Consider the following 16266-nt stretch of genomic DNA (forward strand, 5'->3'; position numbering starts at 1 on the left):
GCCGTCTCACAGTCTATGCGGGGGATGGTGCCCCGGGCGTCATAATTGGTTATGACCGAAATCACTGCGGGACTGCCATTACCGGTCCAAACCAATGGGCTTGCACCACTGTGCCTTGTAACTGGAGCCAATGGCTACATCGGCGGCAGGCTAATTAGAGAATTACTAACCTTCGGCTACCGAGTCCGGGTGCTCGCCAGAAACGCTTCACGTTTGACGCAGTATCCCTGGATAAGTCAGGTTGAAGTTGTCGAAGGAGACGCTCACGACGATAAAGCATTAGAGCAAGCACTTGCTGGCATAGACGTTGCTTACTACCTAATCCACTCACTTCTTGTCAAAGACGACTTTGAAGCATCAGAACTAAAGATGGCAAAAATGTTTGCTGACGCGGCATCAGAGGCTAAAGTCTCTCGAATCATTTATCTTGGTGGCATCATCAACGGCACCGATGATCTTTCTGATCACATGAGTGCTCGTATGAATACCGGAGCCATCCTTGCCCAATCGGGAGTTCCCACAATCGAGTTCCGAGCTGGGGTAGTAATCGGTTCAGGCTCTGCTTCATTTGAGATGCTTCGCTATCTAACTGAGCGTTTGCCTATTATGACCACACCAAAATGGGTAAATAACAGAATTCAACCAATTGCCGTTCGTGATGTCCTTCGCTACCTAGTGGGAGCTGCCGCTTTGCCACCAACAGCAACGGGTGTCTTTGACATTGCCGGCCCTGACATCTTTACCTATGCCGACATGATGCAGCACTACGCAGCCGCTGCTGGACTCAAGCGAAGAATCATTATTCCGATTCCCGTCTTGACCCCGAGACTTTCTAGCGGTTGGGTGGGACTCGTAACTCCAGTTCCTTACCGACTTGCCCGCAGATTAGTTGAGAGCCTCAAGCACGAAGTGGTGGCAGCGCCATCAAATATCAATGAGCTAATTCCTCCTTCGGCGGCCGGTCTGACTTCTTTCGATGTTGCCGTGAAGCTGGCCCTGGTTCGAATTAAAGAAGCGAATGTCGAAACTCGTTGGACCAACGCTTCGGTTCCAGGAACCCCTAGCGAACCGCTTCCAACCGACCCCGACTGGGCCGGAGGTTCTTTGTATAAGGACGTTCGGGTGGTTCGAGGCACTGATTCAATGGAAAAGGTGTGGTCCAGGATTGAATCAATTGGTGGCAAGAATGGTTACTCCATGGCCAGCTGGGCTTGGGAGCTTCGAGGTCTTATGGATCGAATGGTCGGGGGAGTCGGGCTAAGGCGTGGCAGGCGTGACCCAGATCACCTGAGAATTGGTGACGCCGTTGATTTTTGGAGAGTTGAAGAACTTATCCCTCAAAGGCTCTTAAGACTGCGCGCCGAGATGAAACTACCCGGCCTGGCCTGGTTGGAATTCAGTATCGAAAAAGATCCCGATACACAGGAAACGGTTTTGACTCAAACGGCAACATTTGCACCTAAGGGTTTATTTGGTCAGCTTTATTGGTGGGCAGTGTTACCGATGCACGGTTTCGTGTTTCCGTCTATGGCTAAAGGTGCCATTTCGGGATCTTAGAAAAACCTAGTTGCGTGAAGTAACTTTCTGAATCAACTTCTTGAGTCCAAGAACTAGGAAACCAAGAATCAAGAAGAAGGAAGTTATTGCGGCGATGTAGGTAAGCATTCCAGGAACGCCGCCTTCTTCGTTCGGGTTGATAAACCAGTATGGCCACCAGTTGGTCACGAGTCCTCGTATCACAGAGAACACCAACCAAGATAGAGGAAACACTGCAACCCATAATGATGCGCGGAGCTTGATCTGAAAAGCTTTATGGGAAAGCAAGTAGTCAATGACAATCAAGATTGGCCCGTAGGTGTGAATTACCTCATTTGGTAAGACAGGCCAAACGTAATCGCCGTCTCGAACATCTCCAGGAGCATCAGCAAGTAGCAAGTGGTAAACCACGCCAACAACAATCATTGCAACCGTAAAGCTGAGTCTGGCTAACTCAATCCTCTTGGAGTCTTCTGGATTTCGAACTAAACCAACACCAGTGGCCACCAGAAACGAGCCAGCAACAATTGCTGTGACAATTGAGAAGTATGCAAAATACTCGCCAGGCCTAAAGTTGTTGTTTGCCAGTCGGTCGGTCACCTGCCAGGCGACAGAGCCCAGTAGAGCAGAACCGGTGAGAATACGAAGTAGTCCGAGAGAAGTGTTGTAAAACATGCTCGCAACACTAGCAGGCACTAGCCCAGAAGGTCCTTCATGTTCTTGTAAATGAGGTTCGCTGCGCGCTCTGGCATGAACCTGGATAAGTAATACATTGTCTTCGCGTCCGGCCCAATAAGAACATGGAACTTCTGCTTTTCAATCCCTTCAATGATTGCTTTAGCCGCCACCGTAACTGAGGTTGATTTTCGCTCAGGACCCGCCTTAGCAGCCATTTGCTTCATTTGCTCTTCAGTCATGACACCTGAGTTGATGACAATATCGGTGGCAACGCCACCTGGGAAAATTGTCGTAACGCCAACGCCAGTCCCTTGTAATTCTGAGTGCAAGCCTTCGGTTAGCAGCTTCACAGCGGCTTTGGAGGCTCCATAGATTGATTGACCTGGAACTGGAACAAAACCACCCATCGAAGACACATTGGCGATGTGAGCAACTGGTCTCGAAATCAATTCCGGCAGAAAAGTCTTTGTGACATTCAGCAGTCCAAAGAAATTAACATCCATAACCTTCGTAATTTGTTCGAAACTCAGTTCATTAACTCTCACGAAAGGTTGGATTATTCCAGCGACATTTATAAGCCCATCAATGGCCCCAAACTTGCCGCCAATCAAACTCTTGGCTTTCTCAACCTCACTCAGTTTCGTGATGTCAATTGAGTAACCAGCAAAGTTTTCGGAACTGGCTTTAGCCGAAGTCTCATCCAGACCCTTCTGGGATAAATCTAAACCTGCAACTTTGGCACCCAGTGCGACAAGCTGTAGGGACACTTCACGGCCAATTCCATTACCTGCACCTGTTACAACAAATGTCTTGCCTTGGACCTTCATGAGATTCTCCTAGCTAGTTGAATGGAGCGAACACTTTGAGACTACTCCTGTATGAAATAGAGAAAAGACCGCCCAGAAGCAGGTCAGGCAGGCTGTTGCTGTGTGATGCAGTGAATACCGCCACCATTAGCAAAGATTTGCTTGGCGTCCACTAACACAATCTCTCGCTCCGGATAAACCTTCTCAAGGATTGCCTTGGCTACCTTATCGTTTGGGTCATCGAATGAACAAAGAATCACAGCACTGTTGACTATGTAGTGGTTGATGTAGCTGTAGTCGACAAAACTTTCTTCATCGCGCAAAACCTTCGGTGCTGGCAAAGCAATCAACTCAAACTCACCCGCGGCTTCAAGAGTTGCTTTTACTTCTTTAGAAACCTCAAAGTCAGGATGAGTGGGGTTTTGCTGGTCGTGGTACAAAATCACATTCTCGCTAGCAAAGCAGGCAACGATGTCGATATGACCCCTTGTTCCAAAGCCGTCATAGTCGCGAGTCAGGCCACGCTTTACCCATATGGCTTTTGAGGTTCCAAGCTTGGCGTGGATCTCCGCCTCGACTTCCTGCTTGCTCCAGCTGGAGTTTCTGCCCTCTCCTAGCTGAACGGTTTCCGTAAGCAGCACTGTGCCCGCTCCATTTACATGGATGCCGCCGCCTTCATTTATTAGGTCAGAGTCAACCACCTTGGATCCCGTTAGCTTTCCAATTAATCCTGCCGTTAGTTGATCTTTGTCAAAGCTCGCCCAAGGCTGATTACCCCAACCATTGAAGATCCAATTGATAGCAACAAGCTCACCCGTATCTGATTTTGCAAAAGTCGGCCCGTTATCTCTAAGCCAAGCATCATTTAGTTCAGCTTCAACAATTTCAATACTGGAGTGTAGATAATTCCGGGCTAGTTCGATTTGATCAGAGGTGGCAAGCACTGTAACCGGTTCATACTTTGCGATGGCGTTGGCAACATTTGCCCAAGTGGTGCGCGTTAGCTCAGCTTCCTGATCGCTTTCACCAAGTAGATAGTTGTTTGGTGGCCAAGACATCCAGGTGCGCTCGTGCTTTTCCCACTCCGCAGGCATTCTCAGTTTCATGAGTGCGACACTCCCGCAATGCCGCCTTGCTCGCCATCGCCAGAGTCGACTCTTTTGTTCACAACCGGCTTGGTCAGTGCGTCATAGGTATCTGGTCGACGGGTAGCGAGGAATGGAAACAAATCGAGCCAGTCACGTCTTTGATCTAGGTCTAGATCTGCAACCAAGATCTCATCTGTGTCTCTTCCAGCACGGGCGAGAACTCTTCCAAATGGATCTGAGATAAAACTGCTGCCATAAAAGTTCAAGGCACCTTCGTTGCCGTATCGGTTTGGAACGACCATGAAAGTTCCATTAGCGATGCCGTGCGAAACAATCACCTGGCGCCATAGCGGTTCAGTATCAAAGTCTGGGTGGTCGGGCTCTGAGCCGATGGCAGTTGGATAAGCAAGAACCTGCGCTCCGCGAAGTGAGTAGTTTCTAGCAACTTCGGGGAACCACTCGTCCCAACAGGTAGGCAAGCCAAAGCTTGCCTTCACTCCTTCTAAGTCAAGACTGTAAACAGGGTATGGGTCTTGATCCGAAGGGCCTGGCTGAAAGTACTTATCTTCGTAGTAGCCGGCGGTTACCGGGATGTGAAGCTTTGGGGTTCTGGCGATGATATTGCCACTACTGTCAACCAAGATTGCGGTGTTTAGACCTCGCCCATCTGCCAGGTCGGCTTTTTCATAAAGCGACGCGTGAACGATGACGCCAAAATCCTTAGCCGCTCGAGCTGCAAACAGGTGCGTCTTACCGCCTTCAAGAGGCTCTGCAATCTTTGATGGAACTCCCTCAGGCTTAGCATCGGCTGGGTAGCGAGACAGAGTTAGCTCCTGCAGGAAAACAATCTTCGCTCCAGCTTCGGAAGCAATTTTGATACCTTCATACAGCTTTGCGTCGTGTTCAGCAGGATCGCTATGCCATTTGGTTTGCACTAAACCAACTCGAAGTGGCTTTTGGGTCGCGGGCTTTACTCTCGAAAGTGACTCGGGGGCGTTAGCAACAGTTAGCTTCATCTTTTGGCTCCTTAGTTCATGCTTTCAAGAATCTTGGAGAGTAATTCAATTGAGGTTAGCGGATTCACAATCGCAAAGCGGGTGTTTGGTTTTCCCTGATGGCTTGAAGAAACTACAAATCCAATTTCATCCTTAAGTAGTTTTTCGGACCAACTGTCGTAGTCAGCTAAGCCCCAACCCTTGCGCTCAAAAACCACAACCGATAACTCTGGCTCACGAACTAGCTCTAGGTAATCCAATCCACGAATCAAATCAGCTGCCTGATGGGCTACATTAATGCTCTCCTCAATTGCTTCCCGGTACTTCTGAGCTCCATGCGTTGCCAGAGAGAACCAAAGCGGTAAGCCTCGCGTTCTTCTAGTTAATCCAAATGAATAGTCCGAAGGGTTCCAAAGCCCAGACTCATTTAGTGTTTCTAAGTATTCTCCCCGCTGAGTATGTGATGCTTTAGCAAAAGAAGGGTCTCTATACACAAGAGCGCATGCATCATATGGTGCGAACAACCATTTGTGTGGATCGACGATAAATGAATCAGCAAGCTCCGACCCATCAAACAAATGCCTGTATTTCGGACTCAAGATTCCAGCCAACCCATAAGCGCCATCGATGTGGTACCAGATTGTATTTGCGTTGGCAACTTCACCGATTCCACGCAAGTCGTCAACTATTCCAAAGTTTGTGGTGCCACTCGTAGCAACAATTGCAAAGACGCTATTTGGCTCTGCCGCCTCAAGCGCTTCTTTAACGGAGCTTGCAAGTAGCTTGCCGTTTACTTCAGGCTTTGCCAGAAGGATGTCAACATCCATAACCTGGGCTGCAGATTTCAAAGAAGAATGTGCTTCTTTAGAGGCAATGAAAGCCAATCTTCCGTTGAAACTGATACCGGATTCAGAGAGCTTGTTTCGGTGAGCTTGCCTTGCTGCAACGAGTGCGGAGAGATTTCCAACAGTGCCTCCCTGAGTAAATACACCACCAGAAGTTGCAGGTAAGCCGGCTTCCTTTGCGAGCCAGGCTAAGACTTGGTTTTCGGCAAAAATTGCGCCCGAGCCCTCTAACCACGATCCACCATAAATCGAGCTGGCAGAAACAATTAGGTCAAAAAGCGTCGATGCTTTAGTCGCGGCGTTTGGGATGAATGACAAAAACCCTGGGTGGTCAGTAGAAATTGTTGCTGGCGCGAGCACTTCTTCAAAAAGCTTGAGGGCGGTATGCCCCCCTAAGCCTTGCTCGGTAACGGTTTGCCCCGCTTGGCTAAGTAGCTCCGCTTCAGTTTTAGATGAGTCCAAAGGCGCTGGGCTGTAATCCATTCGAACTCTCACATATTCGAATATCGCTTCACGCAGCGCTTTGGTTTCATCGTTAATCTCATGCACGGTTAGCGTTTCTTTCTTCGAATTATTGAAACTGAGAAGCCAATCACCACGACTGCCCCAAGAATTACGGCCGCCCAAGTTCTCTGGTCAGCTATATCTTGGCAGGTCGTGAACCCCTCAGCATCGGGGACAACGCAGGTGCCGGTGTCAAAAAATGCCAAGAGCAGTGCTGCAAGTCCAACCAACGCCACTGTTGCCAGCATTGCAGCGGAATCATTTCGCACGTTTGTCCTTTTGGCAGTTGGTTAGGAAGTTTCCTGATCTTTTACCCTGGAAGTTTGTGCCAGAACGATTCCGGCGATAACCAATAATCCTCCCAGCGCCTGAAGCCCATCAATTCTCTCATTTAGCCAAGCCCAACCAAAAACGAAGGCCATCACGGTCTCAGCGGTAGAAATAACACCCACCGCGGTCGCCCTCAGGTGAGTTAGAGCCAGAAACGAGAACAGCATGGGAATAAAGGACCCGAAGACCCCAATCCATATCAGAAGCACCCAAAGCGGAAGCTCGTACTGCGCCAAGTTACCGGTTAGTGAGACAGTCTTCACAAACAGAGAGGTATCGAAGTTCCACCACGGGGTCACGATCAGCCAAAACATAGCAGACACGGACATGCTGTAAAAAAGAGTAGAAAGCGCGTCTCTGTTTCTGAGGGTGTGCTCTCCCATAAGAAAGTAAAAACTCAAAAACAGAGCAGCAGCCACAGCAAACATCACACCAATTGGGTTCAATCCGCCATCCCAGATTCTAGAAACTACCACCAGGCCACCCAGCACCATGGCAATTGCAAACCACAGCCTAGGAAGCACTTTTTCTTTGAAGAGCCACAAAGAAACCAGCGGGACGATGACAATCGCGGTGTATTCAATTAGAAGCGCGATGCCAACTGGCAAATTGGCAACCGCATTGGAGTAGGACCACTGCATGAGCGCAACACCAAAGATTCCAAAGATTACAAGATTTTTCCATTCCTTTGGCTTTACCTTGAAAGCCTTTGGATTTGTCAGAGCCAGCGCGATACCGGCACCTAGGGCTGTAGCAAGCGAGCGAAAGATAACAAGTTCCGCGGGAGAAATTCCTGCTGCCATAGTGACTTTTGAAGTCGAGGCATTTAACCCAAACAGGACAACGCCAGCTAGGGCAAAGAAGACTCCAAGAGCAGGATGCTTAGTTCTCAATTAGTTACTAACCCAACCCGTTCTTGGTTGCGTCATCGATTAACCGAAGTTCTTCCATGGTGAACGGGTTTGCAAAGATAGCTGCGTAGTTTTGTTCGAGCTGCTTCACGCTAGAGGCTCCAATAAGTGCACTGGTCACCGCGGGCTGTCTTAGCACCCAAGAAATCGCCATTTGTGCAAGGGACTGATTTCTAGAAGTGGCAACAGCATTTAGAGCTCTCGCAGCAGTTAGGTATTGTTCGGTTATTTGGGCAGAAGGCAAGAACTTTCCTTTAGAGGCTCTCGAAGACTTTGGAACTTTTCCGTCCAAGTATCTATCGGTTAGCAATCCTTGGGCCAGGGGCGAAAATACAATCGAGCCTATTCCGAGATCCTCTATCGTTTCCAATAATCCCCACTCAGGGGTTTTTTCCAGAATGGAATACTTTGGCTGGTGAATCAGTAGCGGTATGCCCATCGAATCCAAAATCTGTTTTGCCCTAATGGTTTGCTGTGGGTCATAGTTGGAGATTCCAACGTATAGAGCCTTACCGCTTCTTACTGCAGAGGCGAGTGCTCCCATAGTTTCCTCCAGGGGAGTTTCTGGATCGAATCGGTGTGAATAAAAGATGTCAACGTATTCGAGACCCATGCGATCAAGTGATTGATCGAGTGAGGCAAGTAGATACTTTCTTGATCCCCACTCGCCGTATGGCCCGTCCCACATGTCGTATCCGGCTTTAGTGGAGATGATCATTTCGTCACGGTAGGCAGTGAAGTCTTTGCGCAGGTGTTCACCAAAGTTGATTTCGGCTTGACCGTGGGGCGGACCGTAGTTATTGGCTAAGTCGAAATGCGTTATTCCCAAATCGAAGGCACGACGAAGCACCGCGCGCTGGTTAGCAAAGGAATGATCCGAGCCGAAGTTATGCCAAAGACCTAGGGATACTTCCGGAAGCAATAATCCGGACTTTCCCACCCGGCGGTACTTGATTTGGGAGTATCTGTCTTGGCTGGCTCGAAATTTCATAAACACAAGCCTAAGCTAGCTAGATGATCAGTTTTGTCCTCGGCGGTGGCTGCTTTTGGTGCCTAGATTCGAGCTTTATGCAGTTTCGTGGCGTGAGCGACGTCGAGGTCGGCTATAGCGGGGGCCATGTTGAAAACCCAAACTACGAAGCCGTTTGCGGTGAGGGAACCGGCCATGCTGAAGTGGCCAAGGTCATCTTCGATGAATCCATCATTCCCGCCGATGTCATTCTGGACATCTTCTTTACCTTGCATGATCCCACCCAGCTAAACCGCCAAGGTAACGACATTGGCACTAGCTATCGAAGCTGCATGTTCTATGACGGGGAAGACCAAAAAGCTCAATTCGAACAAGCACTAGAAAGAGCCAAGCAAGTCTGGGGAGACTCCATTGTTACCCAGCTATTGCCACTCGAAAAGTTCTGGATGGGGGAGACCTACCACCAGGACTTCTTTGCCAAGAACCCTGACAAGGGCTACTGCAACATGGTGGTCAAACCCAAGATGGCAAAGACCGCAAAGGCCTTTACTTCTTACCTGAAATAACTTCTCCACAGATTCTTTTTCAACCCGCACAAGCCTGAGACCTTTTGAGAGTCTTTTTCTCTGTTTAGTTCAATCAGAGAAAAAGGTAGCTATGTCAGATGTATTTTCAGTTCAAGGTTTAGTAGCAACAACCCCTAGGCACTTAGTCACTCAAGATGGCTTGCCAATAACCTCATTTCGCTTGGCTTCCTCCAAGCGCCGCTTCGATAGATCCAAAAACTCTTGGATCGACGGGGAAACCAACTGGTTCACCGTGACCTGTTTTCGCCAGCTTGCCATCAACACCGCAAGCTCGGTATCCAAAGGCGATCGTGTTTGCACCTCAGGCAGGCTCAAGGTTCGTGACTGGGATAACGGAGAAAGAACTGGAACCTCTGTTGAGATTGAGGCAGATGTGATTGGTCACGATTTGTCCTGGGGCAATTCGGTATTCACCCGCACTGTTCTGGTTCGCGAAGAGCCAGCAGATAGTGAAATTGAAGATGAAGAGTTTGAGCCCAAGGAGACAACGCTGCTTAGCTCCGCGAGCAAGTAACAGACCCGGTCAGGCTACTTCCCCCTAAGCGCCTGGTCGCGTGACACCCTTTTTACCTAGGTGTATTTGATTGTTGACTCACAATGAGTCACATCATTGTCGGATAAACTTATCCACAGCACTCTTGGTGAAAAGGGTGTCATTTTTTTGACACCACAATTTGAGGGAATAATGGCTGAATTTATTTATCAGATGATCAAAGCGCGAAAAGCGCACGGCGACAAACTTATCTTGGATGACGTAACGCTCTCATTTATCCCGGGCGCCAAGATTGGTGTTGTTGGACCTAACGGTTCTGGTAAATCGTCTGTTCTAAAGATTATGGCTGGTCTGGACACTCCCTCCAACGGAGAAGCTCGCCTGAGTGAGGGTTACACCGTTGGCATCTTGATGCAGGAGCCAAAGCTCGACGAAACAAAGACCGTGCTTGGCAACGTTGAAGAGGCAGTAAAAGAGGTAAAGGCAAAGCTTGATAGGTTCAACGAAATCTCAGCAGAACTTGCCAATCCAGACGCCGACTATGACAGCTTGCTTGAAGAGATGGGAACTCTACAAGAGGCAATTGATCACCTGGATGCCTGGGATTTAGATTCACAACTAGAGCAGGCAATGGATGCTCTTCGTTGCCCACCTAGTGACACCCCGGTGTCCCATCTATCTGGTGGAGAAAAGCGCCGTGTTGCGCTTTGTAAATTGCTTCTTGAAAAGCCAGACCTACTTCTTCTTGACGAGCCAACAAACCATTTGGACGCGGAGAGTGTTTTGTGGCTCGAGCAGCATTTGGCAAAATACCCTGGTGCAGTTCTAGCCGTTACTCACGACAGGTACTTCCTAGATAACGTTGCGCAGTGGATTTTGGAACTCGATCGTGGACGCGCTTATCCATACGAAGGTAACTACTCCACTTACTTGGAGAAAAAGCAAGAGCGCCTAGAGGTGGCAGGTAAGAAAGACGTCAAGTTGGCTAAGCGCCTAAAGGATGAACTTGAATGGGTTCGCTCTTCATCGAAAGCGAGACAGACAAAATCCAAGGCAAGGCTTTCCAGATACGAAGAAATGGCAAGCGAAGCTGATAAGGCAAGAAAACTAGATTTCGAAGAGATTCAGATTCCGCCGGGCCCAAGACTTGGAAACATAGTTTTGGAAGCCAAGAACCTGCAAAAGAATTTTGGTGATCGAAGCTTGATCTCCGACTTGTCATTCTCGCTTCCTCGAAATGGAATTGTTGGAGTTATTGGACCAAACGGTGTTGGTAAATCGACACTATTCAAGATGATTGTTGGCGAAGAAACCCTTGATGGTGGCGAGCTCCAAATTGGTGAGACGGTAAAGATTTCTTACGTTGACCAGTCCCGCGGAGGCATAGATCCCGAAAAGAGCCTTTGGGAAGTTGTGTCCGGAGGTCTTGATTACATTCAAGTGGGACAAGTTGAGATGCCATCGCGTGCTTATGTTGCAGCTTTTGGCTTCAAGGGACCAGATCAGCAAAAACCTGCCGGAGTTTTATCCGGTGGTGAGCGCAACAGGCTAAATCTTGCTTTGACTTTGAAAGAGGGTGGAAACCTACTGCTACTGGATGAGCCAACAAACGATTTAGATGTTGAAACTCTAGGTTCTTTGGAAAACGCTTTACTGGAGTTTCCTGGTTGCGCTGTGGTGATTACCCACGATAGGTGGTTCCTGGACCGAGTTGCTACTCACATCTTGGCCTACGAGGGAACTGACGAGAAGCCAGATAAGTGGTATTGGTTTGAAGGAAACTTCGAAGCTTATGAGGAAAACAAGATTGAACGCTTAGGCCCAGACGCTGCTAAGCCGCACCGCTCTACTTACCGAAGATTGACAAGAGACTAGCAACCTTACCTTCGGGGACTCGAACCATTCCCTCCTGGGCAACTGTTGCTAGCAAGACACCTTCGCGACTAAAGATCTTTCCAATGGCTAAACCTCTGCTGTTTTGAGCAGCGGGGGATTCTTGAACATAGAGCATCCACTGATCCACCTTGGCGGGAGCGTGGAACCACATCGCGTGATCGAGGCTCGCAGTTTTTAGCCCCGGTTTAGCCCAAGAAATTTTATGTCTTCGGTAAATGCTTTCAAGAAGCGTGAAATCGGAAGCGTACGCAAGGGCAGCTTGATGCAGGGTTGGAGAGACAGGTAATTCTCCGATTGCTTTGAGCCAAACTGCCTGGTGAGCTACTGGCTCACCCTTTACTTCAAAGTAGATCGGTGACTGCACGTGACGCAAATCAAACGGTCTGGCCTTAGCCCAGTACTGAGCAACCGGGTGAGGAATACCGCCAAGCACTTCAGCTGCCGAGGGAAGATCTTCTGGCTGTGTCAAACCTTCTGGCATCTGCTCGTGGTGGGTAAGTCCTGGACTCTCGGTTTGAAATGAAGAGATCATGGAAAAAATCGGTTCACCTTTTTGGTAAGCCTGAACTCTTCGGGTTGAAAACGACTTACCGTCTCTGAGTCTGTCAACCGAAAAAGTAATTGGGAAATCAATGTCCCCTGGTCTCAAGAAATAGCCGTGGAGCGAATGCAGGATTCTATCCGGGTCCACCGTTCTGGTTGCTGCAACGGTGCACTGCGCCAGTACTTGACCACCGAACACTCTTCCGTGCGGCATCCACTGCGACGGGCCAATAAAAATGTCTTCTTTGGTTCTTGCCCCACCGGCGTCTTTTAAATCCAGAGCTATCAGCAGATCGGCAAGTGGGTCTTTAGGTGGGGGAACCTTGGTCATCTTGGGTGTCCTTACTTTGCTGGGTAGCTATCAGGGTAAGTTTAGTAATGAAATGAAAAATGACTTCCAGCTTTTGGACCAGCAGACTGCGCTTGATCTTAAAACCTTTTTGACTCGGGCCAAGAAAATGGACCCCAAGGGAGTTGTAAGGCTCAGGGCCTTTGGAGCGCTTTTGACTGCTTATGTAGCGCCCTTGTTTACCGCAAACATTTTGGATGATGGTCCAACCGTTCTGGGCCTTCGAACGATGGATCTCAAGCAAGAAGCTGAGATCAACGTGCTGGTTCCAATCCAGGCAATTCTGGATCGCATCGCGTTTGAACTAGAAAAGCCAGAAGCAGACCAGAGTTTTGTATTTCATCTCGAATCTTCTGAGCGTGTGCCCTGGGCTGGAGTTTCGCCACCACGAACCGGTTGGGTGGAAGCTACGAGCTTGCCGGAATACATGCTTACCGGGGTTGCCAGAAAAGGCATCATTGAAGTAGCGGAGACAATTCCAGAATCTGTTGGCGGACCAATAGCGGCTCGTATTCGTTCCGAGGTTTGGGGCAGAGCCATTGACCTTGATTCCAAAGTTCCTGCCGGTGCCGCTTTTGCGGCTGCGGGCCTTGGGTTTCTAACAGAGGGTGAAATGGTTCCCGTTTTTCACTCACAGGGCTGGGTCAGACTCTCGTCACAATTTGGCCACGTGTTATCTAAAGAAGCCAAGCACTTCTAATCTTCAAATGTGTTCAGCATTGAAGTTGCTGCACGATCTAGATATCCCCAAAGCTGTGCTTGATGCAGGGGAGCTAGCTCCAGAGAATCACACGCCACCTTCATGTGATGCAACCATCTCTCACGAGCAAGCGGGTTGATCTTGAAGGGCTGGTGGCGCTGCTTGAGTCTTGGGTGTCCCCTGGTTTCTTGATAGGTTTGCGGACCACCCCAGTACTGCTCCAAAAACATTCTTAGCCGTTCGGCTGCTGGACCCAGATCGTCTTCTGGATACATTGGTTTTAGTACATCGTCGGTGGCAACACCCTCATAAAACTTAGCCACGAGTTTCTTGAAGGTATCGGTGCCGCCAACTAACTCAAAGAAGTTACCCTCAACTGCCTCACCAGAAAGCCCCTTGATTCGAACTACCTCAACGCGGTTGGCGTCCTCAAACTCACCAGACATTTAGCTTCTTTGATCCCGCTGTTGAGCGTTAAGGGCTCTTTCAACATTGGCAAGGTTCTCGATGACGATTCTGCGAAGCGCCGGTTTGCTTTGAACCTCAGCCTTGGCAAGAAAAGCTTGCGTTTCGGAGGCAAGTTCTTTGTTGGCAAGTGCCAGCGGGTAGAGGTTCACAAGAAGGTATTCGGCCATGTGATACGTCTTGTCTTCCCAGATCTTGAGTACGTTCGCAAAGTACTGAGAAACAAAAGGCTGTAGTGACTTTGGATCCAGTACTCTTCCAAAAGCCAAGCTCGCAGAATTTACCAACGCATTCGATAGCTCATCGGTAGCAACCAACTTCGTAAACATAGCTTGCTTGGAACCTTGGTCTGGCAAGGCCGCAACGGCAGCAACGTGATACTTTTGCCCGTTGGCGGTGTTATCGCTTGCGAGCTCTTGATCTAGTAGCTCACTCGAAATCTTTCCACCAACAGCCAAAGAGGTAACAAGCTCCCAGCGCAGGTCAGTATCAATTGCAAGTGAGGAAAGCTTTAGCTCACCATTTAGCAGGGCTGAAACATGTGCTAGTTGCTGATCGCTTCTAGCAAACTGCGCAAAGAATTTTACAAACTGCAACTGCGCATCTGAGCCTGCTGCGGCATTTTGAGCCAAGCTCCACAAGCCATCAGCCAGTGAAAGCTGCTCAGTAGAGCGGTTCTGTTCGGCTACATATAGGTTCGCAACCGTCAGCAGCTGCCTCAACACAGTCAACATAGTTGTTGACTCAGTCTCGAACTCAAGGTGACGAAGAGCGAGCTTTATAAAATCTCGAGGTGAGGTTTCTCCATCACGTGTTGCATCCCAAGCAGATCCCCAAACCAAAGCTCTAGCTAGAGGGTCTTCGATAAGTGAAAGCTTGTCCAAAGCAAAGCTCCAGGAAGCCTCGTCCATACGAATCTTTGCGTAGGTGAGATCGTCATCGTTTAGCAAGATCAAAGCTGGACGTTTTTTGCCGGCAAGTTCTGGAACCTCGGTCTTGGCTCCTTCAACATCCAACTCGATTCGATCGGTTCGAACGATTTTGCCGTTTTGCTCTTCGTAGAGACCAATAGCAATGCGGTGTGGTCTTAGGTACGGATAGGCATCGATTGCTGATTGCAAGATGGCGAATGACTCGATTACTCCATCTTTTTCAACAATCTCTGGTCGCAAAGTGTTTACACCTGCGGTCTCCAACCAAAGCTTGGACCACTCACTGAGATCTCTTCCGCTTTGGTTTTCGAGCTCTTTCAATAGATCTTTGAGCTCAGTGTTTTTGTAGGCGTGCTTTTTGAAGTAGTCGGAGACTCCACGCATGAATGGGTCCTGGCCAACCCAAGCAACAAGCTGCTTGAGAACAGACGCTCCCTTGGCATAGGTAATGCCATCGAAGTTCACCTGCACATCTTCTAGGTCGTTTATTTCAGCAACGATTGGATGCGTCGATGGGAGTTGGTCTTGGCGATAAGCCCAGGACTTTTCTAAAGAGGCAAAGGTCGCCCAAGCTCCGTGCCACTCGGTTGCTTCCTGGGTAGCCAAAGTAGACATGTATTCGGCAAAGGATTCGTTTAGCCACAGATCGCTCCACCAGCGCATGGTTACTAGATCACCAAACCACATGTGAGCCAGCTCGTGCAAGATAGTTACAACGCGACGTTCTTTTACGGCGTCCGTTACTTTGGATCGAAAAACGTAAGTCTCAGTGAAAGTCACCGCTCCAGCATTTTCCATTGCTCCGGCATTGAATTCGGGAACAAAGAGCTGGTCATACTTTTCAAACGGGTATGGGTAGTCAAACTGCTTCTCAAAGAATTCAAAGCCCTGCTTGGTCTTTTCAAAGACGTATTCGGCGTCCAAGAACTCAAATAATGACTTGCGGCAAAAAACACCTAGCGGAACGGTTTTTCCAGAGGAAGAAACTAGCTCATCTCTTACCTCGACATAGGGACCTGCCACTAGAGCGGTTATGTAGCTTGAGATGCGAGGGGTGGCTTCAAAGTTCCAAACCGAGACACCTTCTCTAAGGTCATTTGGTGTTGGGGTGGGGGAGTTAGAAACTACCTTCCAGTAGCTAGGAGCCGTGATGTTGAATTGGAATGTGGCCTTTAGGTCGGGTTGCTCAAAAACAGCGAACATTCGGCGAGAATCCGGCACTTCAAACTGGGTATAGAGGTATACCTCTTGATCGACTGGGTCCACGAAACGATGCAGACCCTCACCGGTGTTGGTGTACTTACCCTGCGCCACAACAACTAACTCATTCTCGGCAGCAATAGAAGGTAGCTGGATACGAATGCCATCAGACACTGCAGCTGGATCCAAGACCTCGCCGTTGAGCACCACTGAGTGAACAGAGTTTGTGATTGCGTCAATAAAAGTTGATGTGCCAGGAGTTTTGGAGGTAAAGCGCACCCGGGTAGTGGACCCAAAGAAATCGGCACCTTGGGTGAGGTCGATCTCCACTTGGTAGCTCTGAACTTCCAAGGCAACTGCTCGCTCTTGAGCTTCGATTCTTGTTAGGTTTTCGCCGGGCATCGGTTCTTCTCTCTAGTGACTCTTCATCCCAAAGCC

At 49.0% G+C, this 16266-nt stretch carries 16 protein-coding genes; 5 read left to right on the forward strand and 11 right to left on the reverse strand.

Annotated features, from left to right (window positions below; translation table 11 throughout):
* Positions 1–51 precede the first annotated feature (51 nt).
* Positions 52–1557 (forward strand): SDR family oxidoreductase, encoded by a 1506-nt coding sequence (locus tag AC9UES_RS01335; RefSeq protein ID WP_509525957.1) that lies wholly within the window; start codon positions 52–54, stop codon positions 1555–1557.
* 6 nt (positions 1558–1563) lie between these two features.
* Here AC9UES_RS01335 and AC9UES_RS01340 read toward each other — a convergent pair whose 3' ends face one another.
* The 8 genes from AC9UES_RS01340 to AC9UES_RS01375 form a co-directional block, all read right to left on the reverse strand.
* Positions 1564–2232, reverse strand: a complete 669-nt coding sequence (locus AC9UES_RS01340) for a Pr6Pr family membrane protein (protein ID WP_509525960.1) — start codon at positions 2230–2232, stop codon at positions 1564–1566.
* Positions 2232–3041 (reverse strand): SDR family NAD(P)-dependent oxidoreductase, encoded by an 810-nt coding sequence (locus tag AC9UES_RS01345; RefSeq protein WP_509525962.1) that lies wholly within the window; start codon positions 3039–3041, stop codon positions 2232–2234. The genes AC9UES_RS01340 and AC9UES_RS01345 overlap by 1 nt, the downstream gene beginning before the upstream one ends.
* Positions 3042–3124: 83 nt before the next feature.
* A complete protein-coding gene (locus tag AC9UES_RS01350; protein WP_509525964.1) occupies positions 3125–4114 on the reverse strand; it encodes an agmatine deiminase family protein in 990 nt (329 codons plus the stop codon).
* 8 nt (positions 4115–4122) lie between these two features.
* Complete coding sequence (locus AC9UES_RS01355; RefSeq protein WP_509525966.1) at positions 4123–5124, reverse strand: nitrilase-related carbon-nitrogen hydrolase; 1002 nt, start codon at positions 5122–5124, stop codon at positions 4123–4125.
* 11 nt (positions 5125–5135) lie between these two features.
* Positions 5136–6497, reverse strand: a complete 1362-nt coding sequence (locus tag AC9UES_RS01360; protein WP_509525968.1) for a pyridoxal phosphate-dependent decarboxylase family protein — start codon at positions 6495–6497, stop codon at positions 5136–5138.
* A 2-nt stretch (positions 6498–6499) separates the two neighbouring features.
* On the reverse strand, positions 6500–6721 hold the full coding sequence (locus tag AC9UES_RS01365) for a hypothetical protein (RefSeq protein WP_509525970.1): 222 nt from the start codon (positions 6719–6721) through the stop codon (positions 6500–6502).
* Positions 6722–6742: 21 nt separating this feature from the next.
* Positions 6743–7675, reverse strand: a complete 933-nt coding sequence (locus AC9UES_RS01370) for an EamA family transporter (protein ID WP_509525973.1) — start codon at positions 7673–7675, stop codon at positions 6743–6745.
* A gap of 7 nt (positions 7676–7682) precedes the next feature.
* A complete protein-coding gene (locus AC9UES_RS01375; RefSeq protein WP_509525975.1) occupies positions 7683–8684 on the reverse strand; it encodes an aldo/keto reductase in 1002 nt (333 codons plus the stop codon).
* A gap of 23 nt (positions 8685–8707) precedes the next feature.
* On the opposite strand from AC9UES_RS01375, the gene msrA reads away from it, so the two are divergent.
* From msrA to ettA, 3 genes are all read left to right on the forward strand, one after another.
* The gene (gene msrA / locus AC9UES_RS01380; protein WP_509525978.1) at positions 8708–9229 is read left to right on the forward strand and encodes a peptide-methionine (S)-S-oxide reductase MsrA; all 522 of its coding nucleotides are present in this window, start codon (positions 8708–8710) and stop codon (positions 9227–9229) included.
* A gap of 91 nt (positions 9230–9320) precedes the next feature.
* Positions 9321–9764, forward strand: a complete 444-nt coding sequence (locus tag AC9UES_RS01385) for a single-stranded DNA-binding protein (RefSeq protein WP_509525981.1) — start codon at positions 9321–9323, stop codon at positions 9762–9764.
* Between the two features lie 171 nt (positions 9765–9935).
* Positions 9936–11618 carry an energy-dependent translational throttle protein EttA gene (ettA, locus tag AC9UES_RS01390; RefSeq protein ID WP_509525985.1) on the forward strand — a complete coding sequence of 561 codons (1683 nt, stop codon included), beginning with the start codon at positions 9936–9938 and terminating at the stop codon, positions 11616–11618.
* Here the strand turns inward: ettA and AC9UES_RS01395 are convergent.
* Positions 11590–12513: an acyl-CoA thioesterase gene (locus AC9UES_RS01395; protein WP_509525987.1), complete on the reverse strand. Its 924-nt coding sequence runs from the start codon at positions 12511–12513 to the stop codon at positions 11590–11592. The two genes, ettA and AC9UES_RS01395, sit on opposite strands and share 29 nt — an antisense overlap.
* Before the next feature lie 52 nt (positions 12514–12565).
* Here AC9UES_RS01395 and AC9UES_RS01400 point away from each other — a divergent pair, with 52 nt between their 5' ends.
* On the forward strand, positions 12566–13231 hold the full coding sequence (locus tag AC9UES_RS01400; RefSeq protein ID WP_509525989.1) for a DUF8185 domain-containing protein: 666 nt from the start codon (positions 12566–12568) through the stop codon (positions 13229–13231).
* On the opposite strand, the gene AC9UES_RS01405 is transcribed toward AC9UES_RS01400, so the two are convergent.
* Positions 13228–13677, reverse strand: coding sequence for a globin (locus AC9UES_RS01405; RefSeq protein ID WP_509525992.1), 450 nt, complete (start codon positions 13675–13677; stop codon positions 13228–13230). The two genes, AC9UES_RS01400 and AC9UES_RS01405, sit on opposite strands and share 4 nt — an antisense overlap.
* On the reverse strand, positions 13678–16230 hold the full coding sequence (gene pepN / locus AC9UES_RS01410; protein WP_509525995.1) for an aminopeptidase N: 2553 nt from the start codon (positions 16228–16230) through the stop codon (positions 13678–13680).
* Between the last annotated feature and the right edge of the window lie 36 nt (positions 16231–16266).

This window comes from Rhodoluna sp., assembly GCF_044232805.1.
Taxonomy (GTDB): Bacteria; Actinomycetota; Actinomycetes; order Actinomycetales; family Microbacteriaceae; genus Rhodoluna.